Genomic DNA, 24936 nt, shown 5'->3' with positions numbered 1-24936 from the left:
GCGCGATGGTCGATTTCGTTTATCAGGACATGTTTCCGCTCGGCGACGATGCCACGCCGTACCGCAAGCTGACGTCGGATTTCGTCGGCACCACGACGCTCAACGGCGCCGAGGTGCTCACCGTCGATCCCGAAGCGATCACGACGCTGACCGCCGCCGCCTTCCACGACATCTCGCACCTGCTGCGGCCCGGCCATCTCAAGCAGCTCGCCTCGATCCTCGACGATGCCGAGGCGACGGCCAACGACAAGTACGTGGCGCTGGAGCTCCTGAAGAACGCCAACATCTCGGCCGGCGGCGTGCTGCCGATGTGCCAGGACACCGGCACCGCCATCGTCATGGGCAAGAAGGGCCAGCGGGTCTGGACCGGCGGCGGCGACGAGGCGGCGATCGCCAGGGGCGTGTTCAAGACCTACACCGAGACCAATTTGCGCTACTCGCAGGTCGCGCCGCTTTCGATGTTCAAGGAGGCGCAGACCGGCACCAACCTGCCGGCGCAGATCGAGATCTACGCCACCGAGGGCGACGCCTACAAATTCCTGTTCATCGCCAAGGGCGGCGGCTCGGCCAACAAGAGCTACCTCTACCAGCAGACGCCGGCGGTGCTGAACGAGGCCTCGCTGCTGAAGTTCCTCGACACCCAGATCCGCACGCTCGGCACCGCGGCCTGCCCGCCCTATCACCTCGCCATCGTCATCGGCGGCACCTCGGCCGAGCTGAACCTCAAGACGGTGAAGCTCGCCTCGACGCGCTACCTCGATAACCTGCCGGGAGAGGGCAACAAGCACGGCGTGGCCATCCGCGACCGCGAGATGGAGCAGAAGGTGCTCGATCTCACGCGCAAGATGGGCATCGGCGCGCAGTTCGGCGGCAAGTATTTCTGCCACGACGTGCGCGTGATCCGGCTGGCGCGGCACGGCGCTTCGGTGCCGATCGGGCTCGGCGTCTCCTGCTCCGCTGACCGCCAGGCCATGGGCAAGATCACCCGGGACGGCGTCTATCTCGAGCAGCTCGAGACCAACCCGGCGCAGTATCTGCCCGAGGTCGAGCCGACGCAGCTCTCCGGCGAGGTCGTGCCGGTCGATCTCAACAAGGGCATGGCGCACACCCTCGCGACGCTCACGAAGCATCCCGTGAAGACGCGCGTCAGCCTCAGCGGCACGCTGATCGTCGCGCGCGACTCCGCGCATGCCAAGCTCAAGGAGCGGCTCGACGCCGGCCAGGGCCTGCCGCAGTACTTCAAGGATTTCCCGGTCTACTACGCCGGTCCGGCCAAGACGCCGACGGGCATGGCCTCGGGCTCCTTCGGCCCAACCACCGCGGGCCGCATGGATTCCTACGTCGATCTGTTCCAGGCCGCCGGCGGCTCGATGGTGATGCTGGCCAAGGGCAACCGCAGCCAGCAGGTCGTCGACGCCTGCCGGAAGCACAAGGGCTTCTACCTCGGCTCGATCGGCGGCCCGGCCGCGATCCTGGCCAAGAACAACATCCGCAAGGTCGAGGTGCTGGAGTATCCCGAGCTCGGCATGGAAGCGATCTGGCGCATCGAGGTCGAGAACTTCCCGGCCTTCATCGTCACCGACGACAAGGGCAACGACTTCTTCAGCGAGCTGAAGATGTAGTGAGGGTCGCTGTGTCGCCTTCCGCCAAACTTCCTAGCCGCTTGCCTTGTCTGCGGCTACTCGCCGAACGTCCGACGCACTAATGATCGTTCCGCTTTACCCACCACTCGACGGCGAGTCTGCCGAGCGATTCCACGATTTTGCAATGAGGCTCTCCAACGCCCAATGTAATGGGCGAAGAGACGAGATGATTGATGCCCTCGAAACTGAGATCGCCTGGTGCCGGTCGGCAACAAATCTCGGCAAGACCGCGCTCGCCTATGAGGCTTGCGTCAGGGTGCTAACCGACCTTGCTCGTCTGCGCTGGCGGGTGATTGAACAAGGTTATGGCTTCGCGCTCGAAAATCCCAAGGAGCTGGTAACGGGAGGCTCCGCGCAAGAAACGATCGCCAACAAGGATTCCCTTCGCAACGAGCTTCGACCGGTCGTCGAGGAGCAACGTCGCCACCCCGCAATCATCGATTTCATTGCGAAGATGGAGGGTGAGGATCGACTGGGACGAAAAAGCGTCCGGCTGTTAATGGCGGAAGGGCGGGAGCTGGCCCAGCGTCTGTCGAAAGCAAGAGACGAAGGCAGAGAGGCTTTGGCCACTGCAATCCGGCCCTATCTTCAGGAGGCGGATGGCACCGCCGACGCGATCACCGGGCGCCGTCTCCGCGAGATCTGGCGGTATTTCCGCTATAGTTGGTCAATCCCGCAAGTGCCAACGCCGGGCCGCCAGCTTCTCTACCTCGTCCGCGATGCAGCTCATCCCGCGCACCCCGTGATCGGCATCGCGGCGCTCAACAATTGTCCGCTCGAGATGGGCGAGAAGCGAGAAGCCTATATCGGCTGGCATTTGAAGACCATCATTGAGCGCTTCACCAAGGCGTCGTTCGAGGGCACAGAAGCGCTGGATGTCGAGGTGCGATGGCTTGAGCAACAGATCGCGACATCGCTGGAAGAGATCGACTGGACCAATCTCGTCACGCCCGAGCAGGTCGCAGCGCCCGATGACGAACTCATACGTCGTTTGGCGCGCCAGGGTAAGGACTTCGCGCAGAGGCGAGAAGCTTTGTTGCGAGAGGTCATTGGTGCTGACCGCGATGCCTTTGATCCCGGCCATTGGTCCGACGAATATGCCCCACCGGTCGATGACGACATTCTACAGCTCGAGCCTAAGGCATCCGTAGATGTCCGGATGCACAGCGCTCGCAAGAAGCTAGTCGCCAAGAAACGCGCCACGGCACTTTCGCGGCTCTTGTCGGCGCGTATAACGATCGCGCGCCATCGCGAGGCTCTAACCGATCCCACGCTCGCCCTCACCGTGCTTCAAATCGAAGCCGTGCGCAGCGCCATCCACATAATCCTCGAGGCGCTCAAGGGTCGCCGTGCGGGCGCAAATCTGCTGGAAATTACTACATGCGGCGCGATCCCGCCTTACAGTCGGCTCTTGGGTGGCAAGCTCGTCGCGCTGCTCATGCTGAGCCCGCGCATCGGCGCAGACTACCGGCGCAATTACAGCAACCCGTCGATCATTTCGTCTCAAATGCGAAACCGGCCGGTCACGCGAGACAATGCCCTAGTTTACCTCGGCACGACCAGCCTCTACGTGCACGGTTCAAGCCAATATAACAGGCTGCGTCTTCCGAAGGGGGTAATCGCTTCCGATCAGGTCGAGATCGCATTCCATCCAATAGGCCAAACTTCGGGATTCGGAACGCTCCAGTTCTCCCAGGATACCAGCCGTTCGATCGACGCTTTTCTTTCCGCGCAAAACGACTTTCGCGAAGTGAACAGTGTCTTTGGTGAAGGCACCAGTCCGAAGCTCCGAAAGCTAAAGATGGGGTTGCGGAAACTTGGATACGATCCTGACAAGCTGCTACAGCATCGCCAGCACCGTCTGATCTACGCCGTGCCGCTGTTCGCGGAAGCTCGTGATTGGCTCGTCGAGCGCACGTCGTTGCTCCCTGGCTACCTTCAATTTCCGGAGCAGTATGTCGATGCTACCAAGCGAATCGCCGACTTCTGGTGTCGCCGCTGGCTCGCTAGCCGACTCAACCACGAACCAACCATGCGCGCCTTACCGCTGGACGGCTTTGTGCCCTTAGGCAATCTAACGAGACAAGAAACGGGAGAATCGATTGAATGAGCGGCGGCGGAGGTCAAGCAGGACGATGGACAGGGACAAGAACGGCAGCGAGCTTTGGCGGACGCTGGCTGCGGCGGGCCCCAAAGCAATCGCGGAGGCTTTGAGCGACGACGATTTCGAGCGGCTGCATATCGATGGAAAGATCGAGCGCTTCTTGGCCGATCAGGTTCGCGCCGGTCGAAGCGTCGTCCTGACTGGCAATGCTGGCGACGGCAAGACCCATCTCTTGCGCCGCGCCCGCACCGCCCTGGAGGCGGCCGGAGCGATCGTGGTAGAGGACGCAACGGCGCTGATGCGAGGCGGCGATCCCGCACCCATCCTGGCGGAATGGCAAAAAGCGATAGAGCAAGCTCGTCCGTTTTGTATCGCCGCGAATGAGTATCCTCTCTACCAGCTGCGGATGGCGGACCCTGCTGCTGCACATCTCTCAGAAGTATCGCGACAATGCCGTCATCGACTCGCTTATGGACCGAAATCACAGGAAGAAGCCGCTGGCAACGTGCTCGTGATCGATCTCAGCCTGCGCAACCCGCTCAGCGCAAACTTCTTCGACGCGTTGATCGACAAGCTGCTGGCGGACGCGGACTTTACAGCGTCGCTCACGGACGCCACCGAGCCAGTCGCACGTCGCAATGTCGAACTTTTGTCGCTCCCTAGGGTACGGACGCGCCTTCGCGCTCTTACAACTCGTCTGATCGCGCTCGGTCATCGCGCCACAGTACGGGAACTTTGGATCCTGATATCTCGCATGATCTTTGGCCGGATGGAACGCGGCGACTTCCAGCGTCTCGACTGGTATTCTGAATCGCTCTTCGCCCGAGATGACCGCTTCGACCTGACCGCCGCACTCCAATCAGTCGACCCTGCGGCGACCAGTCATCCGCTGTGGGATGCCGCAATCGAAACTAAGGCCCCCAAAGTGCGCCAAGGCTGGGCGTTGCGGGCGCCGGTGCCGCCACCCCATCCGACCTTAGAATGGGAGGATTTTGCGGCGATGAAGCGTCGCTTCTACTTTGAGCATGAACAAGGTGAAGAACTTTTCGAGTTGGCCGATCCAGACACTAAGGATTTCCAGGCCCTCTTGAGTCGCGGCCCGGATCGTGCTGCTGTTGCATCGCTCGTTGATGCCATCAACGCATCCTATTGCCCAGTGCGCTTCGATTCCCGCGATCAACATCTCTATGTTTGGAGCGGGCACCGATTCCACGAGCAACCCTCGCGCTCGTTTGTTGCCGCCGAGCGAGTCCCAAGCGAGCAGTTCGCCCTTGAGATCCCACGCCTACCATCACGCTTGGAAGACTGTTTCAGCTACAGTGCCGATCATATCGCACTGACCGCAATCAACATGGCCGAGACGCCGCGGTTACGGATCGACTTCCCGCTGTGGCGAACGCTTCGCCGCCTGGGACGCGGTCTGCCGCGCAAGCTGGTGCCGGAGCGTGATATCCATCGGCTAGATGCCTTTCTCGAGAAGCTGGGGGCTCATGCGACCAGTCAGCGCGACGTGATTTGGTCAGTGCATCTCGAGAGTTTGGAGCTCATCCAAGTAAACCTGAGCACCGACGGGCGTCGGTACGAGGGGGTTCGGAGATATGCCTAAGCCTTCCTTTTCTGCCGCCGAACGGCGCGAAAACACTGCGGCCGAACGGCGCGTTCATGGCGCCCTGCTTGGCTACCAGCCACTTCGGATGAAGCCGGTTCATTTTGCGACCAGTTTTCTACTGGCACTAACGCGACGCTATCAACGGCTAGAATACCTAAACAAAGCATCCGTGCCGAAGGTTGCGCCCAAGGATTCGCAGCGCGTTCGCGACGAGTATCCGTCCGAGCGACTGCACCCCCTGCTAGTGGATCTCAAACGTATGAGTGCTTCCGTGGAGCTTGACGGCTTCCGAACGCTTCGATCCCATCTCAATGCGGCCTACAATAATGACGGTTCTGCTCTGGCTGCGTCGTTTGCGCCCTATTCGACGTTCGGCGCAGACTACAGCGCTCCGTCGATCAAATACATTTCGGATTCCTCTAAGAACCACGGACATTCTGGAAGCTTCGTCCTCACTATCTTTGAAGCAACCCCTGAAGGCCGGCAGGCTCTAGACATGATCCGCCGGCTTCTTGACATGCCGGCGCCTCCGCTGGCCGCTTTGGGCTCCCCGCTGCTCGATGACGAGGAGGAGGCCTGGTCCGATCGACACGACGAACTATACGGTGCAATCGAGCCTGCGCGCGCCACGGCAATCGGTTCGATGATGCACGACTGCACGATCGCGGTGGGTCGGCTTGCGTCCAACCTCGAGCGCCAGCGCTCCAACTATGCGCTTCGCTATATCGTACTCGGTCTGTGCTGCTGGTTGTTCGCCTACATGCTGCGTCAGTCGAGCGATCAGCCGGTGTTGCTGATCGACTCGCTGCAGGGAGACAATCTGCGCATTCGCGCGCAAAGCCGAACGAGCTATACTCGGGCTCTCGACCTCTTCTCCGTAAGCTACGACCGCGCCATCGCTGGACCCGGCCACTCAAGCGTGAGCGAGAAAGATTGGAACGTCTTCGCTGCGTCCGCCGAATCGCGCCAGGTCCTCGACGAACACTTCCGCGATCTGGCTGTTCGCATCGGGATAGCCCAGCCGCGTTCCGGCGCTGCTAAGCACAAACATATCGAATTGCAGGCGGATACGCTGCGGGTTCTTGCCCTCAGTCTCCTCGAAAAGGAGCAGGTTCTCACTCTGCCGGAATTCGCCGATCAGCTGCAATCGACATGGTCGCTTGTTGTCGGCGCACGTGCGCATGACGGCGATTTCCTGCGCTCGCATCGCTTCGGCCCCCTTGATCGGGACGACGATCTACGCCCCAATGCCGCCGCCTTCGAAGCACTGCTAATCCGCCTGGGCTTGGCCGTCGAGCCGTCGGACGGTCTTACCCTCGTTGCTATAAACGCCGAAGAGTTGATCTGAGATGGCCCGAACTGCGCCCTCACTGGTCGGCGAAGCGCTGGCTGCTTGGATTCTGACCCGACTTGATCATGAGAATGATTTCGCGCGGGAAGGCCTGCCGCGCTGCAATATCGACAACTTGCTACAGGCGCTCGTCGCAGGTGGCCTCCCCGCAGAGCAATTCTCGCTGGCGCTTGTCGGTTTTGACATCAGCGAGGACAAAGCCCGGGCCTCCGTTACCGCAGCAGGTCTCGGCGATCTCGCAGGCGTCACGACTGACCTCCACGTCGCGACGAAGTGGCGCAACGACCGCGGTCTCCATCGGCGGATCATCGCCTTAGCACGGGGATACAATCCGAGTGTCCACGGCTTACGCTTCTTCTCGCGAGCCTCGTCGGGCGAACTCGCCAGGTATCTCTTGAACTGGGCGGAGGGGGTAGCTGAGTTCACTGCTACACCCCAGCACCGCTCACTCCTCTCGAAACTCCGCACTGAACGTGCTTTGGCACCGCTTCGCTCGCTTGAAGGCATCTCGAACTTCCTGGCCGAATGGAGCACCGCACCGCGGGGCGCGATCGAGGCACCGCGTGACGCCTTGCCCGCGCTCGGGCTTTTGGCCGATCCGCAGTTGTTCGAAGCCGACGATATCGCCAAGCGCCTCCTCCACAATTTGCGCGTCGGCGAGCGCGTCACCATTCTCTCCCCCGGCGAACTCCGGCAGCGTCGGTTGCGAGCGGCGCGGTATCGCGACGAAACCACTTCGAACCTTGTCACGCAGGCGCTGGATCGATTGGAACTTTACCGCCGCGGCGATCCCCATGCGGGGCTAACCGTGCAGGACGCCGATCGACTCGTCACGCTACCTCCAGATGCTCTGCCGATTGTCGAGCGACCGAAGGACGAGCCGGATGACGAGCAGCCGGACGACGACGAGCAAATCCATTCTGATCCGGACGATCCGGATCTACGCGATATGGCGGTTGATGCGCTGCTCGAAGGCCGGGACGAGGACCTCGCCACGATCGGCAAGGCGCTTGAAGATGCCTGGGCGGAGTTCGATCAGAATGGCGATCATCTCGCATCCAATCGCGAGACCAGTCGGGGCGTAGCAAGGATTGACGAAGCAGTCGACCCTCGCATCATTGATTGGGTCACTGGTTTCTGTGCCGCCGATCGATTCGGCGGGCTCATGGAAACTGACGTTTCCGACTTACCTCAAGCGCTTGCGAGATACGCGGAGTTCGATCCTGTCTTCATTGATCCCGCAATGGTCTGGCGGCACAACGGTCTGACCTACTCGATCGACCAACTGCTCAAGGCTTGGGACGAAGTCGACGCAGTGAAGGAATCGTGCGCCCGTCCGATCGAAGCAATGTGGCGCGATTTTCTTGCTGCGCGCTCAGCATTGGCGAAAGACATTCGACAGCTTCTCATCCACCCCCGCGAATGGCTCGACACGCACCCCGAAGCGAAGGAGCGGTGCAGCCAGTATCTTACGGCGACCACCGAGCTCTACAAGGCGATCCAGCAGAACTACCGGGCGGTCTGGGATCAATCGAGGGAATGGGCACAGACGACGCTTGATGCAATCCTCTCGCTCGATCTGGTCCAGGTGCGGATCCGCCGCAGCGACGGCGGCGTAAGTGCAAAGGCGGTCATGTTGCCGCTGCATCCGCTTCACCTTTGGAGGTATCAACGCTTGGGCCAAGTCCTGCGCGATCTCGTCCACGCCGGGCCGCTGTCCGACAGCGACCGCAAGGTCATCATCGAGGAGTTGCGCAGGCCCGAGCAATTCCTCGGCGTTATTCGGACGGGTGCCACGCCGGAGGCAAAAGGTCTCGACCAGCTCTTGCCGGTTGCCAACACGATTTGTGGGCTCGCGACCTTCGAAAACCTACATAATGCCGTGAGCAGCGCAGATGGTCTCGAAACACTGATCTTGGCGCTCGATCACTACGTCCTTCTCTATCCGAACCATCCGCGGCCGCTTCGATTGACGCTTGTCAATCCGCCCGAACCGGCGCGCGTGCTAGAGCGGCTGACCAAGTTTCTAAACGACCCGCGCAACAATCCCTCTCGGTTGCCCGCACTAGACGTCTCGATCGTCGCCACCGGCAAGCATCGCGACCGCCTGATGGCGGCCTCCACGCTTGAGGGAAAGGCCCAGGATCTGGTCTATGAAAAGGTCGCGGCCGGCAGGCTAGAACTGCGCGTCGAGCGGGACACTTACGAGAACCTTGACCGCCTCATCCAAACCGCATTGTCCAAGCGGCCGCAACATCTCATTGCGATCTTTGACGAGTCTTCGATCGCCGTACGACGGCGGCGCGTCGAGCGACTGCTGCCGATGAGCCCATTTTGCGTCCGCAACGAAATCGTGGTCGACCGCATGCTGGGCGACATCAGCCTCAGCCCGCATCCCGGCGAGCCGCCTTTCTCGGACTTTGTGATGATGATTCATGAGTTCGAACAGGAGCAGCGTGATAGCACGATGATCGCATCCGCTGATGCCGAACGGCTCCGATCAACGATCGACATGCTGGTGCTTGGTGACCGGCCGTCGGCGCAATGGGTGCTGCTCGCCGATCGGGCCTTGCCTGCGGAGAGTGGCATGAAAGCAATCCGCTTGCTTGAGCGTAGAGAGGGGCACCGGCAGCTGCTGCTCTGCGCCGCAGACTATGGGCGATTGGCAACGCTCATGTACGCTGCCTTCGGCTCCTGCAACCTCACTATCACTGATGCCGGCTTGGGTCATGTACTGCGGCAGGGCGTCAACCTGATCGGTGCCGGATTGCTGGACATGATCAAGAAGCAGTCCGGGCTACCCGACAACGCGAAGGTACTGGGCTTTGTCGGAATGCTGCTCGCCGCTCGCGACGTGCGCAAGAAGCATCCCGGCGCTCTGGTGGCGTCGGTCGACGGACGTATTGCCCGGCTTTGGCTCAAGCTCGGGCCGGCAACAGGTGGTGAGCGCTGCGATCTGATCGCAGTCCGTCGCGACGCCGATGGGTCATTTCGGATCACCTGCATCGAGGTCAAGACCACGCGCGACGCGAGTCTGCCGGATGAAGCAGCCCTAGTGGCGCGCGCAGCCGACCAGATCGAGCGTACAGCGGATGTGCTGCTGAATGCCGTGGGCGGAACGGGCCCCTTTGCTGCGCCTCGTTCGGAAATGCTGAAGGAAGTTCTGGTTCGCGCCGCCGCCAATCGTTGGGGCACCGACAGCGACGATGTTTCCCAACGTAAGGTTTGGGGGCCATGGCTCAAGGATCTCTTCGGTGACAGCCCTCAACCGCCGATCGTTCATGTCGATGGCGAAATCGTCATCGTGAAGCTGCGCTCAATCGACACCGCCCGCGAGGCTGCGGTTGTCGGGCGGAAGGTGCCGATCATGGTCCGAACGATCACCGAGGCGCTCGCAGAAGAGCTGTTCGGCAAAGGCTTCGTGCACAAGATATCAGACCCTGAGCCTGGCGGAGGCGGCGGTCCCAGCGGCCGGGGTGAAGGACCGGAAGCTCACCCCAAGACTCCAACTACGATCGACGCTAGCGCGACGACGCCAACATCGTCCGGCCAGACCGGTTCAGGGAGCGGCACGCCGTCTGCGACGCGAGCCACGGATGGCGTGACGATCCTGCCATCATCCACCACTCAAGTCCCGGACAGCGAAGCGGTCGCAGCCAAGGCCATCGAGACTCCGGCTACTCGAGACGAGTACGGGGCGCTATCCGGACAGCCGTGGCCGCCGAAGGTTAATGCCTTGGGAATGATCGGCCAGGACGAGATTGCTCACGAGCTCGACAATCAAGCGCGCAAATCACGAGGATGGGGGGAGCGCTTCCTCGACAAGCTGTTCGTCGGGCCCGCAGGTGTTGGCAAGACAACGCTGGCACGACGGATCGCCGAACAACTGCTTCAGCTCGAACCAGTCCTCTTCAACGGTGCCGATCTCCGTCGGCCGGACATGATCGTCGAACGCCTAGTTGAGCTCGGTAAGATACCAGCGAGCGCCACAGGTACTGTGCGCGTAGAGCCGTGCCTCATTTTCATTGACGAGATCCATGCAGTCTCGAACGCGGTGGCAACCGTCTTGCTGAGTGCGCTCGACGAGCGCCGCCACACCACCGTCGGTAACGTGATCTACGATTTTCGTGATGTCGTCTTCCTGCTCGCAACAACCGACCCTGGAAAGCTCAGCGAGGCGTTTCAGAGCCGACCCGACAAAACCATACTCCGGTCGTACACACTTGAGGAGATGGCCGGGATCGTATGGCTCCACTCCATCGAGAAGCTTGGCGAACCCGGGTTAACCCGCGAAACCTGCATCGAGATAGCCGCTCGCATGCAATGCAGCCCCCGTCCCAGTGTCAACATCCTGGAGCCGCTGGTATCCAGCTTCTACGGAACAGCTGAGCAGGAGTTGAAGAGAGTGCCAACCAAGCAGGAGGTTGCGGAACGGATGAACGTTGGGACCGTAGCTCGCTGGTTTGAGACATCGCTTGGCATCGACGCAAACGGACTAGCTAGCCAGCACATTGAGTATCTCAAATTGCTGCGGACGCGGGGAGCTGCGGCGGAGGAGGAAATCCGCCGCGCGCTCGGAATATCAAACCGAGCAGATTTCGTAATCATTTCCGAGTATCTCGCACGCCTCGATCTGGTCCGCGTTGGCCCCGGTGGACGTAGCCTGACGCCTGATGGGCGGCGCTATCTCTCCGCACCGGTGACGCTCGACTTGAGAGATCGGATATCCAGAAGGATCGCATAAGCAGGCGCATTCCGTTGGCATGCCCCCTCAAACGGTTCGCAATCAAGCTTGCGTCTTGGACAGGGATGCGCCCCGACCAAACGGTCAGTGCTCCGTGGCAAGTATGCCCGTTGAATTTGTGGGTCAAAGCGACGATCAGTCTCGACCCGACCGCGTCGCCGCGATCCGCACAGCGGCACGCGACAGCGACGAGTGGCGCGACAGCATCGTTTGCGTCGCACTCCCGCGCTGAACCGGCTAGCCTCGCGGCGAGATCAACCGAGGAAACGCCTGACATGCTCGCCGACCGCTACGGACTGCCGATCAGCACCGATTCCACCGTGGCGCGCGACGCCTATGTCGCCGGCGTCGACTGCGTGCTGTCGGCGGAACATGGCGCCGAGGCCCATCTGGCGCGCGCGCTGATGGCGCAGCCCGACCTCGCCGTCGCCCACGCCGCGCTGGCCCGCGCGCATTTCCTGATGGCCAATGTCGCCGAGGCGCGGGCCTCGATCGCCAGGGCGCGCGAGCATGCGGCCAGAGCCACGCCGCGCGAGCAGGCGCACGTCGACATTCTGTGCACGGCGATGGAGGGCAAGCCGGTCGAGGCGCTGGCGGCCACCCGCACGCATCTCGCCCAGCATCCGCGCGACGCCATGGTGGCGGCGCCGGCCACCGGCGTGTTCGGCCTGATCGGCTTCTCCGGCCGGCGCGATCGCGAGCCCGAGCAGGTCGAGTTCCTCGAGATCCTGCGCAGGCATCTCGAAGACGACTGGTGGTACCAGTCCGTGCTGGCCTTCGCGCTGGAGGAAGTCGGCCGGCTCGACGAGGCCCAGGCGCTGATCGAGCGCAGCATGGCGACCAACGCGAGGAATGCGCATGGTGCGCACATCAAGGCGCATGTGCTGTACGAGATGGGCGAGGATCGCGCCGCGCTCGACTTTCTCGAGTCCTGGCTGCCGACCTACCCGCGCGAAGGCCTGATGCACTGCCACATCTCCTGGCACGTGGCGATGTTCGCGCTGACCCTGGGCCAGACCGAGCGCGCCTGGCAGGTCTATGAGAAGGCCGTGCGGCCCGGCGCCGCCTGGGGCCCGGCGCTCAACGTCGCCACCGACGCGCCCGCCTTCCTGTGGCGCGCCGAGCTCGCGGGTCATCCCCGGCGCGAGGGCGAGTGGCGCGAGATCCGCGACTACGCGCTGAAGTCGTTCCCCAAGGCCGGCATCGCCTTCATCGATGTGCATCGCGCGCTGGCCTGCGTCGCGGCGGGCGACGGCGACGGCGTCGCCGCCATCGCCGCCGACCTGAAGCAGCGCATCGACTCCGGCCGCTCGGTCACCGGCGATGTCGTGCCGCGGCTCGCCGCCGGTCTCGAAGCCTATGGCCGCGGCGACTGGAAGGGTGCGATCGCCGTGCTCGAGCCGGTGCTGGTCGAGACCGTGCGCATCGGCGGCAGCCGCGCCCAGCGCGACATCATCGAGAACACGCTGCTGGCGGCCTACCTCAAGGACGGCCGGCCGGCGACCGCGCGCTTCCTGGTCGAGAACCGCGTCGATCGCCGCCCGGCGACGCCGGTCGCCGGCCTGGCGTAGCGAGGATCGCCGCGATGCAACTTTGGACCACGACGGTCGCCTCGCCGCGCGGCACGATGCGCGTGGCGCAGCAGGCCGAGCAGGCCGGCTGGGACGGGCTGCTGGTCGTCGATTCGCAGAACCTTTCCGGCGATCCCTATGTCGCGCTGGCGATGGCGGCCACGGTGACCACGAAGCTCGGCCTGGGCACCGGCGTCACCAATTCCGTCACGCGCCACGCCGCCGTCACCGCCAACTCGATCACCTCGGTCAATCGCGTGTCGCAGGGCCGCGCCGTGCTCGGCATCGGCCGCGGCGACTCCGCCCTGGCGCATCTGGGACGCGCGCCGGCGAAGCTGGCGCAGTTCGAGCGCTACCTGCGCCAGCTGCAGGTCTACCTGCGCGGCGAGTCGGTGGCGTTCGACGACATCGACATCCCGTTCGACGTCGCGCCGCCGATGTCGGCGCTCGAGCTCGCCAACGCGCCCTCGGCCAGCCGCATCGCCTGGATCGCCGAGGGCGCCAAGGTGCCGGTCGAGGTCGCTGCCAGCGGCCCCAGGGTGATCGCGATCTCCGCCCTGCACGCCGATCGCATCATGTTCACCCTGGGCGCCGACGTCGAACGCATCGACTGGGGCATCGAGCTGGCGCGCCAGACGCGGCGGGACGCCGGTCTCGATCCCGACGGCATCACCTACGGCGCCTACGTCAATTCGGGTTGCCACACGAACATCGAGACGGCGCGCAGCCTGGTGCGCGGCGGGCTGACCACCTTCGCCCGCTTCTCGGTGATGCATGGCAAAACCAGCGGCCCGCTCGGCGCCAAGGACCGCGACGTGCTGAACAATCTGCGCAACGCCTACGACATGCGCACCCATACGCGCGGCGACTCGCAGCAGGCCACGACGCTGACCAACGAGTTCATCGACCGCTTCGCCATCGTCGGCCCGCCCGAGACCTGCGTGAAGCGATTCGAGGCGCTGAAGAAGCTCGGCCTCGAGCGCATCGCCACGTCGGGCGCCACGCGCGGCGCCGACCCGAACCACGCCGCGGCCGGCCGCGCCCTGTTCGAGAAGGAGGTGCTGCCGGCGATCCGCTAGACGCGCTCGACCCGCGCGGTGCCGAACAACCCGTGCGGGCGCAGGATCAGCACGAGGATCAGCACGAGCCACGCGGCGATGGTGCCGAAGCCGGGATCGAGATAGCCGGCGGCGAGACTCTCCAGCACGCCCACGAGCATCGCGCCGACCATGGTGCCGGCAATGCTGTCGAGGCCGCCGATGATGACGATCGGGAACACCTTCAGCCCGACCAGCGCGACGCTGAATCCACCGCCCGAGACGAAGGTCCACAGCGATCCGGCGGCGACGCAGATCACGCCCATCGCCACCCAGGTCAGGGCCACGTAACGCGGGACATCGATGCCCGACGCCGTCGCCGCGACGCGATCCTCGGCGATGGCGCGCAATGCCACGCCGGTGCGGCTGCGGTGATGGAACCAGCCGACCGCCGCGACGCACAGCGCCGCGATGATCGCCGCCGCCAGCCGGTCAGTGCCGACCTGCAGGCTGCCGATCTCGATCGGCGCGCGGTCTATCGGCAGGACGATCTCGCGCGGCACGCCGCCCAGCATGATCGTGCCGCCGCCGCGGATCAGCGCGCCCAGGCCCAGGGTGACCATGATCAGCGGGATCAGCGGCGCGCCGAGCAGGCGGTACAGCACCAGACGGCTGAACAGCAGCGCCAGCGCCGCCATGCCCGAAGCGGCAAAGAGCAGCGCGGGCGCCAGGCCCAGCCCGAGCCCGTGCAGCCCGAAGGCCACCAGCAGCGCGCCCAGCATGACGCATTCGCCGAGAGCGAAATTGATGATGCGCGCGGCCTTGTAGACCACGACGAAGGCAAGCGCGATCAGCGCGTAGATCGATCCGGCGAGGATGCCGTCGACGATGAGGGCGATGAAGAAGGACACGCCGGCGAAGTCTTGGCGAAGTCGGCGCAGGAGTCCATGGTGCGCACCATGAACCTCGCCAAGAACCACATCGACGTCGGCCTGTTCAGCAACCGGCGCGATCAGCAGCTCGCCTTCTGGCAGGGACCGGTCGGCCTGCCCTACGACCATCTCGGCAAGCTGGGCGGCGGCATGCAGCAGCATCGCCACCACATGAACGGCTCGATCCTCAAGATGAACCACGCGCGCGATCCTCTGCCCTCGCTGCCGCCCTCGGGCATCGTCGAGGTCCTGATCGCGCGCGAGGGCCTCGACGCGCCGCGCCACCTGATCGACCCCGACGGCAATCGCGTCAGCCTGGTACCCAGGGGCTGCGAAGGCGTGGTCGGCGTCGGTGTCGTGCTGCGCGTCAACAACCGCGATGCCACCGAGCACTTCTATCGCCACGTCATGCAGTTCGAGGCCGCGAGCCGCGGCGTCTATCGCTGCGGTGACTCGCTGGTGATCGTCGGCGAGGAAGGCAAGGTCGAGAAGAGCAAGGAGTGGCGCGCGCCGGGCTATCGCTACACCACGGTGCAGATCTGGGACGCCGCGAAGGAGCACGACGGCATCCTCGCCCGCGGCGGCGAGGAAGGCGCACCGCTGCGCGTGCTGGGCGAGACTGTGCGCTATTCCTTCGTGTGCGACCCCGACGGCAACCACATCGAAATCTCCCAGCGCGCCTCGCTCACGGGTGGGCATTTGTAAATTCTAGCCAGACTGGCTAGAATGAAGGATGGTCCGCAAGCCTGCCAAGCCGCGCCGTACGCGCAAGCCCCACGGCCTCGCCGAACCCAAGGCAAGGCCGTTCAAAGCCGCGCCCGCGACCTGGCAGTTGCAGCATGCCAAGAACCGCTTCAGCGAGCTGGTGGCAGCTGCGTTGCGCGAGGGCCCACAGGAAGTGACACGCCATGGCAAGCCGGCGGTCGTCGTCATGTCAAAGGAAGAGTACGACCGGCTCACCGGCGCGAAAGCCAAGCCGCAGCGAACCTTCATCGACTTCATACTCAACGGGCCGAAGATCGATGGTTTTGACCAAATCATGGAAGACGTCATGCGTGAGAACCGGCAGATGCCGGATTCCAGCTTCGATCCCGACCGCGATCTCGATCCTGACTGATGTACCTGCTGGATACGGTCTCACTGTCGCAAGCCGTCAAGCGGCGGCCAGGCCCTCGCTACGTCGAATGGTTCGCGCGGCAGGACAACCAGTCGCTGTTCGTCAGTGTTCTCACGTTGGGTGAGGTCCAGAAGGGAATCGAAAGCCAGCTTGGTCGCGACCCGCAGCACGCCCGAGAGCTGGAAGCCTGGCTTGTCGGTTCACGGTCTGTATTTGCGGGCAGAATCCTGGACGTGACGGAGGCTATCGCGTTGCGCTGGGGCGCGATCGCCGCGAGAAGACCAACCCCGCCGGCGATCGACGCGTTGATCGCCGCGACGGCATTGGTTCACGGCTTTACCATCGTCACGCGCAACGTGCGGGACTTCGAGCGGATCGGCGTGGCGGTCGTCAATCCGTTCAGCTGACGCTCACCCGTTCGCCGCCGCCTGCTTCTTGGCGCGCTTGCGGTCCTCGGGGTTCAGCAGGCGCTTGCGGATGCGGATGGCCTTGGGCGTGACCTCGACCAGCTCGTCGTCCTCGACATAGGTGATGGCCTGCTCGAGGCTCATGCGGCGCGGCGGGGTGAGCCGCACCGCCTCGTCCTTCGACGTCGTGCGGATGTTGGTGAGCTGCTTGCCCTTCAGCGGGTTGACCTCGAGGTCGCTGTCGCGCGTGTGCTCGCCGATGATCATGCCCTCGTAGACCTGCGTGCCCGGGTCGATGAACATCGGGCCGCGATCCTCGAGGTTCCACAGCGCATAGGCCACCGCCTCGCCCATGCCGTTGGCGATCAGCACGCCCTTGGAGCGGCCGCCGATCGGGCCGCGGTGCGGGCCGTAGCTGTGGAACAGCCGGTTCATCACGCCGGTGCCGCGCGTGTCGGTGAGGAACTCGCCGTGATAGCCGATCAGGCCGCGCGAGGGCGCGTGGAAAACGATGCGCACCTTGCCGGCGCCGCTGGGCCGCATCTCGGTCATCTCGGCGCGGCGCTGCGAGAGCTTGTCGACCACGACGCCGGAGAATTGCTCGTCGACGTCGACCACGACCTCCTCGATCGGCTCCATCTGCTGGCCGGTCTGCGGATCGGCGCGGAACAGCACGCGCGGGCGGCTGATGGCGAGCTCGAAGCCCTCGCGGCGCATGGTCTCGATCAGCACGCCGAGCTGCAGCTCACCGCGGCCGGCGACCTCGTATGCGTCGGCGTTCTCCGTCTCGCGCACGCGGATGGCGACGTTGCCTTCCGACTCGCGGAACAGTCGCGCGCGGATCATGCGGCTGGTGACCTTGTCGCCCTCGCGGCCCGCCAGCGGCGAGTCGTTGACCGAGAAGGTCATGGCGAGCGTCGGCGGATCGATCGGCTGGGATTCGATCGCCTCCTCGACCGCGAGCTCGCAGATCGTGTCGGCGACAGTCGCGGTCTTGAAGCCGGCGATGGCGACAATGTCGCCCGCCTCGGCGGTCTCGACGCCGGTACGCTCCAGGCCGCGGAAGGCCAGCAGCTTGGTGATGCGGGTCTGCTCGATCTGGCTGTTGGTGCGCGACAGCGCCTTGACCGTCGAGTTGGCCTTCACCGAACCGCTGAGAATGCGGCCGGTCAGCACGCGGCCGAGGAAGGAGTCGTACTCCAGCGTCGTCACCAGCATGCGGAATGGCGCGTCGGCCTCGACCTTCGGCGGCGGCACATGGCCGACGACGAGATCGAACAGCGGCGAAAGATCCTTACGCGCGCCCTGGAGCTCAGGATCGGCCCAGCCCTGGCGGCCCGAGGCGTAGAGCGTCGGGAAGTCGAGCTGCTTGTCGTTGGCGTCCAGCGCGACGAAGAGATCGAAGATCTCGTTCAGCACCTCGTCGGGCCGCGCGTCGGGCCGGTCGATCTTGTTGATCACCACGATAGGCCGCAGGCCCAGGCGCAGCGCCTTGCCGGTGACGAACTTGGTCTGCGGCAGCACGCCTTCCGCGGCATCGACCAGCACCACCACGCCGTCGACCATCGAGAGGATGCGCTCGACCTCGCCGCCGAAATCGGCGTGGCCCGGCGTGTCGACGATGTTGATGCGCGTGTCCTTCCACACCACCGACGTGCACTTGGCCAGGATGGTGATGCCGCGCTCGCGCTCCAGGTCGTTGGAGTCCAGCGCCCGCTCGGCGACCTGCTGGTTGTCGCGGAAGGTGCCGCTCTGGCGCAGCAGCGCATCGACCAGGGTCGTCTTGCCATGGTCGACATGCGCGATGATCGCGATATTGCGGAGCTTCATTGGTACGCTTTCAGGCGGGGGCGGATGGGGCTTATACGGATGTTGCTGCGCCGCAGCAAGTCAGGTTCCGGAATGGCCCTCGAACAGGGACGTCCCGATCGCTGCGGAGATTCCGTTTGGTACCGTATCGGTACAGCATGCGACATAAAGCGTCGTATGGCCATCGGTTAACGACATTTTAATGCAAGCATTAACAAAAATAAGACAATACTACTGACGAATCGAGTCGCTTTCCCCGATGCTTTGCGGCATACAACGTGCTTGCGACATTGGGCGGGCGGGACGTCCGGGTCGCTCGTCTCCCGACGACCGAGCACTGTAGCAGGGATGATCGCGATGGCTCTGCCACCGAGACAGGGGCTCTACGACCCCACCAACGAGCACGATTCGTGCGGCGTCGGCTTTGTGGCCAACATCAAGGGCCGCAAATCGCACGCGATCATCACGCAGGGCCTGCAGATCCTCGTCAACCTGGATCACCGCGGCGCCGTCGGCGCCGATCCGCTGGTCGGCGACGGCGCCGGCTGCATGATCCAGATGCCCGACAAGCTCCTGCGCGCCTGGGCCAGCCGCACCGGTGTCGCCTTGCCGCCGCCGGGCGAGTACGCCGTGGCGATGTGCTTCCTGCCGCAGGACGAGAAGGCGCGCGCCTACGCGGTCAAGCAGTTCGAGCACTTCATCAAGGTCGAGGGCCAGATCCTGCTGGGCTGGCGCGACGTGCCGACCAATCTCGAGGGCCTGGGCGAGCGGGTCATCGAGACCATGCCAGTGATCCGCCAGTGCCTCATCGGCCGTGGCCCGAACACGCGGGACCAGGACGCCTTCGAGCGCAAGATTCTGGTGATCCGCAAGCAGACGCAGAATCCGCTGGCCCGGCTGGAGAAGAAGAAGGGCCTGCCCGGACTGACTCAGCTTTACATGCCCTCGGTGTCGACGCGCACGGTGGTCTACAAGGGCCTGCTGCTGGCGCACCAGGTCGAGAGCTTCTACGAGGATCTGCGCGACCCGCTGACCGAGTCGGCGCTCTGCCTCGTGCACCAGCGCTTCTCGACCAACACCTTCCCGTCGTGGAAGCTGGCGCATCCCTACCGCTTCATCGCCCACAACGGCGAGATCAACACGGTGCGCGGCAACGTCAACTGGATGTACGCGCGCCGCCGCACGCTCGAGTCGGAGCTTCTCGGCGCCGACCTCGACAAGATGTGGCCGCTGATCCCGCACGGCCAGTCCGACACCGCCTGCATCGACAACGCGCTCGAGCTGCTGGTCGCCGGCGGCTACCCGCTGGCGCACGCGATGATGATGCTGATTCCCGAGGCGTGGGCCGGCAACCCGCTGATGGACCAGAAGCGTCGCGCCTTCTACGAGTACCATGCCGCCCTGATGGAGCCGTGGGACGGCCCGGCCTCGATCGCCTTCACAGATGGCCGCCAGATCGGCGCCACGCTCGACCGCAACGGCCTGCGCCCGGCGCGCTACATCGTCACCGACGACGACCACGTGATCATGGCCTCGGAATCCGGCGTGCTGCCGATTCCCGAGGAGAAGATCGTCAAGAAGTGGCGCCTGCAACCCGGCAAGATGCTGCTGATCGACCTCGAGCAGGGCCGCATCATCGACGACGAGGAGATCAAGCGCACGCTGGCCGAGGCCGAGCCCTACGAGCAGTGGCTCAAGGACACCCAGTACAAGCTCGAGGAGCTGTCGGAGCTGCCCGACCAGCCGATGCCGGCGCCGACCAACGATCCGGCTACCCTGCTCGATCGCCAGCAGGCCTTCGGCTACACCCAGGAGGACGTGCAGTTCTTCCTCGAGCCGATGGCCAAGGAAGGCGACGACCCGGTGGGCTCAATGGGCACCGACACGCCCATCGCCGTGCTCTCCAACAAGTCGAAGCTGCTCTACAACTACTTCAAGCAGAACTTCGCCCAGGTCACCAACCCGCCGATCGATCCGATCCGCGAGGAGCTGGTGATGTCGCTGGTGTCGATGATCGGCCCGCGGCCCAACCTGCTGGGCCACCAGGCCGGCACGCACAAGCGGCTCGAGGTCTCGCAGCCGGTACTGACCAACGCCGACCTCGAGAAGATCCGCTCGATCTCCGAGCTGCTCGACGGCGCCTTCCGCACCGCCACGATCGACACGACGTGGGCCGCGTCCGAGGGCGCCGAGGGGCTCGAGGACGCCATCGAGCGCATCTGCCACGAGGCGACCGACGCGGTGCTGGCCGACAACAACATCCTGATCCTGTCTGATCGCGAGGTATCCGCCGAGCGCATCCCGATTCCCGCCCTGCTCGCCACCGCCGCCGTGCATCACCACCTGATCCGCCAGGGCCTGCGCATGCAGACCGGCCTGGTGGTCGAGACCGGCGAGGCGCGCGAGGTGCATCATTTCTGCGTGCTGGCGGGCTATGGCGCGGAGGCGATCAACCCGTATCTCGCCTTCGAGACGCTGGAGCAGATCCGCGTTCAGAACGGCCTGCCGTTCAAGGCCTACGAGGTCCAGAAGCACTTCATCAAGGCGGTCGGCAAGGGGCTGCTCAAGGTCATGTCCAAGATGGGCATCTCGACCTATCAGTCCTATTGCGGCGCGCAGATCTTCGACGCCGTGGGCCTGCATTCCGACTTCATCGAGAAGTACTTCACCGGCACCGCGACGACGATCGAGGGCGCCGGCCTGCCGGAGATCGCCCATGAAACCGTGCGGCGCCATCGCGACGCCTATGGCGACAGCCCGATCTACCGCAACATGCTCGATGTCGGCGGCGACTACGCCTTCCGCCTGCGCGGCGAGGACCACGCCTGGACGCCGGAATCCGTCGGCAAGCTGCAGCACGCGGTGCGCGGCAACCTGCCCGACGAGTACAAGGCCTTCGCGCGCACGATCAACGAGCAGACCGAGCGGCTGCTGACCATCCGCGGCCTGATGTCGTTCAAGCTCGCCGAGACGCCGGTGCCGATCGACGAGGTCGAGCCGGCCGCCAACATCGTGCGGCGCTTCGCGACCGGCGCCATGAGCTTCGGCTCGATCAGCCGCGAGGCGCACACCACGCTGGCCATCGCCATGAACCGCATCGGCGGCAAGTCGAATACCGGCGAGGGTGGTGAGGAAGTCGATCGGTTCAAGCCGCTGCCCAACGGCGACTCGATGCGTTCGGCGATCAAGCAGGTGGCCTCGGGCCGCTTTGGCGTGACGACCGAGTACCTGGTCAACGCCGACGACCTGCAGATCAAGATGGCCCAGGGCGCCAAGCCCGGGGAGGGCGGCCAGCTGCCTGGCCACAAGGTCGACAAGAACATCGCGCGCGTGCGCCACAGCACGCCGGGCGTCGGCCTGATCTCGCCGCCGCCGCACCACGACATCTATTCGATCGAGGATCTGGCGCAGCTGATCCACGACCTGAAGAACGCCAACCCGCGCGCGCGCGTGTCGGTGAAGCTGGTCTCGGAGGTGGGCGTCGGCACGGTCGCGGCCGGTGTCGCCAAGTGCAAGGCCGACCACGTCACGATCTCCGGCTTCGAGGGCGGCACCGGCGCCTCGCCGCTGACCTCGCTCACGCATGCCGGCTCGCCGTGGGAGATCGGCCTGGCCGAGACCCAGCAGACGCTGGTGCTCAACGGTCTGCGCGGCCGGATTGCCGTGCAGGTCGATGGCGGCCTGCGCACCGGCCGCGACGTCGCCATCGGCGCGCTGCTGGGTGCCGACGAGTTCGGCTTCGCCACCGCGCCGCTGATCGCCGCCGGCTGCATCATGATGCGCAAGTGCCACCTCAACACCTGCCCGGTGGGCGTGGCGACGCAGGACCCGGTGCTGCGCAAGCGCTTCACCGGCCAGCCCGAGCACGTCATCAACTACTTCTTCTTCGTCGCCGAGGAGCTGCGCGAGATCATGGCGCAGCTCGGCTTCCGCACGCTCAATGAGATGATCGGCCGCGTCGACAGGCTCGACATGCGCCGCGCGCTCGACCACTGGAAGGCCAGGGGCGTCGACCTGTCGAAGCTGCTGCACCAGGTGCCGGCGCGCGAGGGCGTGGCGATCTGGAACAGCGAGCGGCAGGATCACGGTCTCGAGCGTGCCCTTGATCATCAGCTGATCGCAGCGGCCGGCCCGGCGCTGGACAAGCGCGACCCGGTGCAGATCGAGCGTGAGGTCCGCAACGTCAATCGCACCGTGGGCGCCATGCTCTCGGGCGAGATCGCCCGGCAGCATGGCCACGCCGGCCTGCCCGAGGGCACGATCTCGGTGAAGCTGAACGGCACCGCCGGCCAGAGCTTCGGCGCCTTCCTGGCGCGCGGCGTGGCGCTGGAGCTGACGGGCGATGCCAACGACTATGTCGGCAAAGGCCTGTCGGGCGGCCGCGTCGTGGTCAAGCAGCCGGCCGGCGCGCCGCGCACGCCGACGGAGAACATCATTGTCGGCAACACGGTGCTCTACGGCGCCATCGCCGGCGAGGCCTACTTCCAGGGCGTCGCCGGCGAGCGCTTCTCGGTGCGCAACTCCGGCGCGGTCTGCGTCGTCGAGGGTACCGGCGATCACGGCTGCGAGTACATGACCGGCGGCGTGGTCGCCGTGCTGGGCGACACCGGGCGCAACTTCGCGGCCGGCATGTCGGGCGGCGTGGCCTATGTCTACGACCCGGCAGACCGCTTCAGGTCGCTGTGCAACATGGCGATGGTCGAGCTCGAGCCGGTGAAGCCGGGCGACGCCGGCAGCGACGCCGAGGAAGCCGACAAGCCGCGCCAGCGCTCGGTCAGCGCCTACGACAACGGCATGGGCGACATGCTGCGCTTCGACGAGGAGCGTCTGCGCATCCTGGTCGAGCGTCACCTGCTCTACACCGGCAGCGAGCGCGCCCGCGAGATCCTCGCCGACTGGGACGAGGCGGTAAAACGTTTCGTCAAGGTGATGCCGAAGGACTACCGACGCGCGCTGCTCGACATGCGTGCGGAACGCACGGCGGCCAAGGCCGTCGCGGCGGAGTAACACCAACCTCCCTGTCATCCCGAGCGGAGCGAGGGATCCCGATCCCTCGCTCCGCTCGGGATGACAGAAGTGCGATACGGAGTTTGAAAGCGATGGGCAAGCCGACCGGCTTCCTCGAGATCGCGCGCCAGGACCGGAGCTACGAGAAGGTCGAGGCGCGCCTCAAGAATTGGAAGGAATTCGTCCTGCCGCTGCCGACGGAGTCCGTCCGCCAGCAGGGCGCGCGCTGCATGGATTGCGGCATCCCGTTCTGTCACAACGGCTGTCCGGTCAATAACCAGATCCCGGACTTCAACAACCTCGTCTATCGCGACCAGTGGCGCGACGCGCTCGAGGTGCTGCACTCGACCAACAACTTCCCGGAGTTCACCGGCCGCATCTGCCCGGCGCCCTGCGAGGCCAGCTGCGTGCTGAACATCGACGACAACCCGGTGACCATCAAGACGATCGAATGCGCGATCGTCGATCGCGGATGGGACGAGGGCTGGATCAAGCCCGAGATGCCAGTTCAGAAGACCGGCAAGCGCGTCGCCGTGGTCGGCTCCGGCCCGGCCGGGATGGCCTGCGCCCAGCAGCTGGCGCGTGCCGGCCACGCGGTAAGCCTGTACGAGAAGAACGACCGCGTCGGCGGCCTGCTGCGCTACGGCATCCCCGACTTCAAGATGGAGAAGCACCTCATCGATCGCCGCGTCAGGCAGATGGAGGCCGAAGGCGTCGAGTTCCGCACCGGCGTCGAGGTCGGCATGACGATCTCGGTGAAGTCGCTGCTCGAGGGCTACGACGCCGTGGCCCTGACCGGTGGCGCCGAATGGCCGCGCGACCTCGAGGTGCCCGGCCGCGAGCTCGACGGCATCCATTTCGCCATGACCTTCCTGACCCAGCAGAACAAGCGCGTCGCCGGCGACGACGAGGCACGCGCCGCACCCAAGGGCACGATCTCGGCCAAGGGCAAGCACGTCGTGGTGATCGGCGGCGGCGATACCGGCTCGGACTGCATCGGCACCTCCAACCGCCAGGGCGCCGCCTCGGTGACCCAGCTCGAGGTCATGCCGCAGCCGCCGGAGAAGGAGGACAAGGGCCTGACCTGGCCCGACTGGCCGCTGAAGATGCGCACCTCGTCGTCGCAGGAGGAAGGCGCCGAGCGCGACTTCGCCGTGCTGACCAGGCGCGCCGTCGGCACGGGAGGCAAAGTCGAGGCGCTGGAATGCGTGCGCGTCGAGTGGGTCAAGGACGCTTCCGGCCGGATGGCGATGCAGGAGATCGCCGGCAGCGCCTTCGAGCTGAAGGCCGACCTCGTGCTGCTGGCGATGGGCTTCCTCGGCCCGGTGCGCAAGGGCATGGTCGAGCAGGCCGGCGTCGACCTCGACCCGCGCGGCAACGTCAAGGCCAACGTCGTCGACTACAGGACCTCGGTACCGAGGCTGTTCTCCGCCGGCGACATGCGCCGCGGCCAGTCGCTGGTCGTCTGGGCGATCCGCGAGGGCCGCCAATGCGCCCGCGCCGTCGACGAGTTCCTGATGGGCTCGACGGTCCTGCCGCGCTGAGCGATGGCCGGGTTGACCCCGGCGCGTGCCGATACGACATGATGGGCGGAGCCACGAGGTT

At 64.9% G+C, this 24936-nt stretch carries 14 protein-coding genes; 12 read left to right on the top strand and 2 right to left on the bottom strand.

Annotated features, from left to right (window positions below):
- Window positions 1-5 precede the first annotated feature (5 nt).
- From KF889_05790 to KF889_05760, 7 genes are all read left to right on the top strand, one after another.
- Window positions 6-1622, top strand: a complete 1617-nt coding sequence (locus tag KF889_05790; GenBank protein ID MBX3498938.1) for a fumarate hydratase — start codon at window positions 6-8, stop codon at window positions 1620-1622.
- A gap of 187 nt (window positions 1623-1809) precedes the next feature.
- A complete protein-coding gene (locus KF889_05785) occupies window positions 1810-3753 on the top strand; it encodes a DUF4338 domain-containing protein (GenBank protein ID MBX3498937.1) in 1944 nt (647 codons plus the stop codon).
- A 25-nt stretch (window positions 3754-3778) separates the two neighbouring features.
- Window positions 3779-5353 carry a hypothetical protein gene (locus KF889_05780; protein MBX3498936.1) on the top strand — a complete coding sequence of 525 codons (1575 nt, stop codon included), beginning with the start codon at window positions 3779-3781 and terminating at the stop codon, window positions 5351-5353.
- Window positions 5346-6704, top strand: a complete 1359-nt coding sequence (locus KF889_05775) for a hypothetical protein (protein MBX3498935.1) — start codon at window positions 5346-5348, stop codon at window positions 6702-6704. The genes KF889_05780 and KF889_05775 overlap by 8 nt, the downstream gene beginning before the upstream one ends.
- A 1-nt stretch (window position 6705) precedes the next feature.
- Window positions 6706-11451 (top strand): AAA family ATPase, encoded by a 4746-nt coding sequence (locus KF889_05770; protein ID MBX3498934.1) that lies wholly within the window; start codon window positions 6706-6708, stop codon window positions 11449-11451.
- Window positions 11452-11726: 275 nt separating this feature from the next.
- Window positions 11727-13022: a tetratricopeptide repeat protein gene (locus KF889_05765; GenBank protein ID MBX3498933.1), complete on the top strand. Its 1296-nt coding sequence runs from the start codon at window positions 11727-11729 to the stop codon at window positions 13020-13022.
- 14 nt (window positions 13023-13036) lie between these two features.
- Window positions 13037-14101 carry an LLM class flavin-dependent oxidoreductase gene (locus tag KF889_05760; GenBank protein MBX3498932.1) on the top strand — a complete coding sequence of 355 codons (1065 nt, stop codon included), beginning with the start codon at window positions 13037-13039 and terminating at the stop codon, window positions 14099-14101.
- On the opposite strand, the gene KF889_05755 is transcribed toward KF889_05760, so the two are convergent.
- Window positions 14098-14970 carry a branched-chain amino acid ABC transporter permease gene (locus KF889_05755; GenBank protein MBX3498931.1) on the bottom strand — a complete coding sequence of 291 codons (873 nt, stop codon included), beginning with the start codon at window positions 14968-14970 and terminating at the stop codon, window positions 14098-14100. The genes KF889_05760 and KF889_05755 overlap by 4 nt on opposite strands.
- 36 nt (window positions 14971-15006) lie before the next feature.
- Between KF889_05755 and KF889_05750 the strand changes: the two genes are divergently transcribed.
- The 3 genes from KF889_05750 to KF889_05740 are packed head-to-tail and all read left to right on the top strand — an operon-like array spanning window position 15007 to window position 16515.
- The gene (locus KF889_05750; protein ID MBX3498930.1) at window positions 15007-15696 is read left to right on the top strand and encodes a VOC family protein; all 690 of its coding nucleotides are present in this window, start codon (window positions 15007-15009) and stop codon (window positions 15694-15696) included.
- Between the two features lie 28 nt (window positions 15697-15724).
- The gene (locus KF889_05745) at window positions 15725-16108 is read left to right on the top strand and encodes a type II toxin-antitoxin system Phd/YefM family antitoxin (protein MBX3498929.1); all 384 of its coding nucleotides are present in this window, start codon (window positions 15725-15727) and stop codon (window positions 16106-16108) included.
- Complete coding sequence (locus tag KF889_05740) at window positions 16105-16515, top strand: type II toxin-antitoxin system VapC family toxin (protein ID MBX3498928.1); 411 nt, start codon at window positions 16105-16107, stop codon at window positions 16513-16515. The genes KF889_05745 and KF889_05740 overlap by 4 nt, the downstream gene beginning before the upstream one ends.
- Before the next feature lie 3 nt (window positions 16516-16518).
- On the opposite strand, the gene typA is transcribed toward KF889_05740, so the two are convergent.
- Window positions 16519-18345, bottom strand: a complete 1827-nt coding sequence (gene typA / locus KF889_05735; protein MBX3498927.1) for a translational GTPase TypA — start codon at window positions 18343-18345, stop codon at window positions 16519-16521.
- 336 nt (window positions 18346-18681) lie between these two features.
- Here typA and gltB point away from each other — a divergent pair, with 336 nt between their 5' ends.
- Both gltB and KF889_05725 read left to right on the top strand, forming a co-directional pair.
- Window positions 18682-23331, top strand: coding sequence for a glutamate synthase large subunit (gene gltB, locus KF889_05730; GenBank protein MBX3498926.1), 4650 nt, complete (start codon window positions 18682-18684; stop codon window positions 23329-23331).
- A gap of 92 nt (window positions 23332-23423) precedes the next feature.
- Window positions 23424-24875, top strand: a complete 1452-nt coding sequence (locus KF889_05725; GenBank protein MBX3498925.1) for a glutamate synthase subunit beta — start codon at window positions 23424-23426, stop codon at window positions 24873-24875.
- The last annotated feature ends 61 nt before the right edge of the window (window positions 24876-24936 follow it).

Source organism: Alphaproteobacteria bacterium, from assembly GCA_019635875.1.
GTDB lineage: Bacteria > Pseudomonadota > Alphaproteobacteria > Reyranellales > Reyranellaceae > JAFAZJ01.
This window is presented reverse-complemented; position numbering and strand designations above follow the sequence as displayed.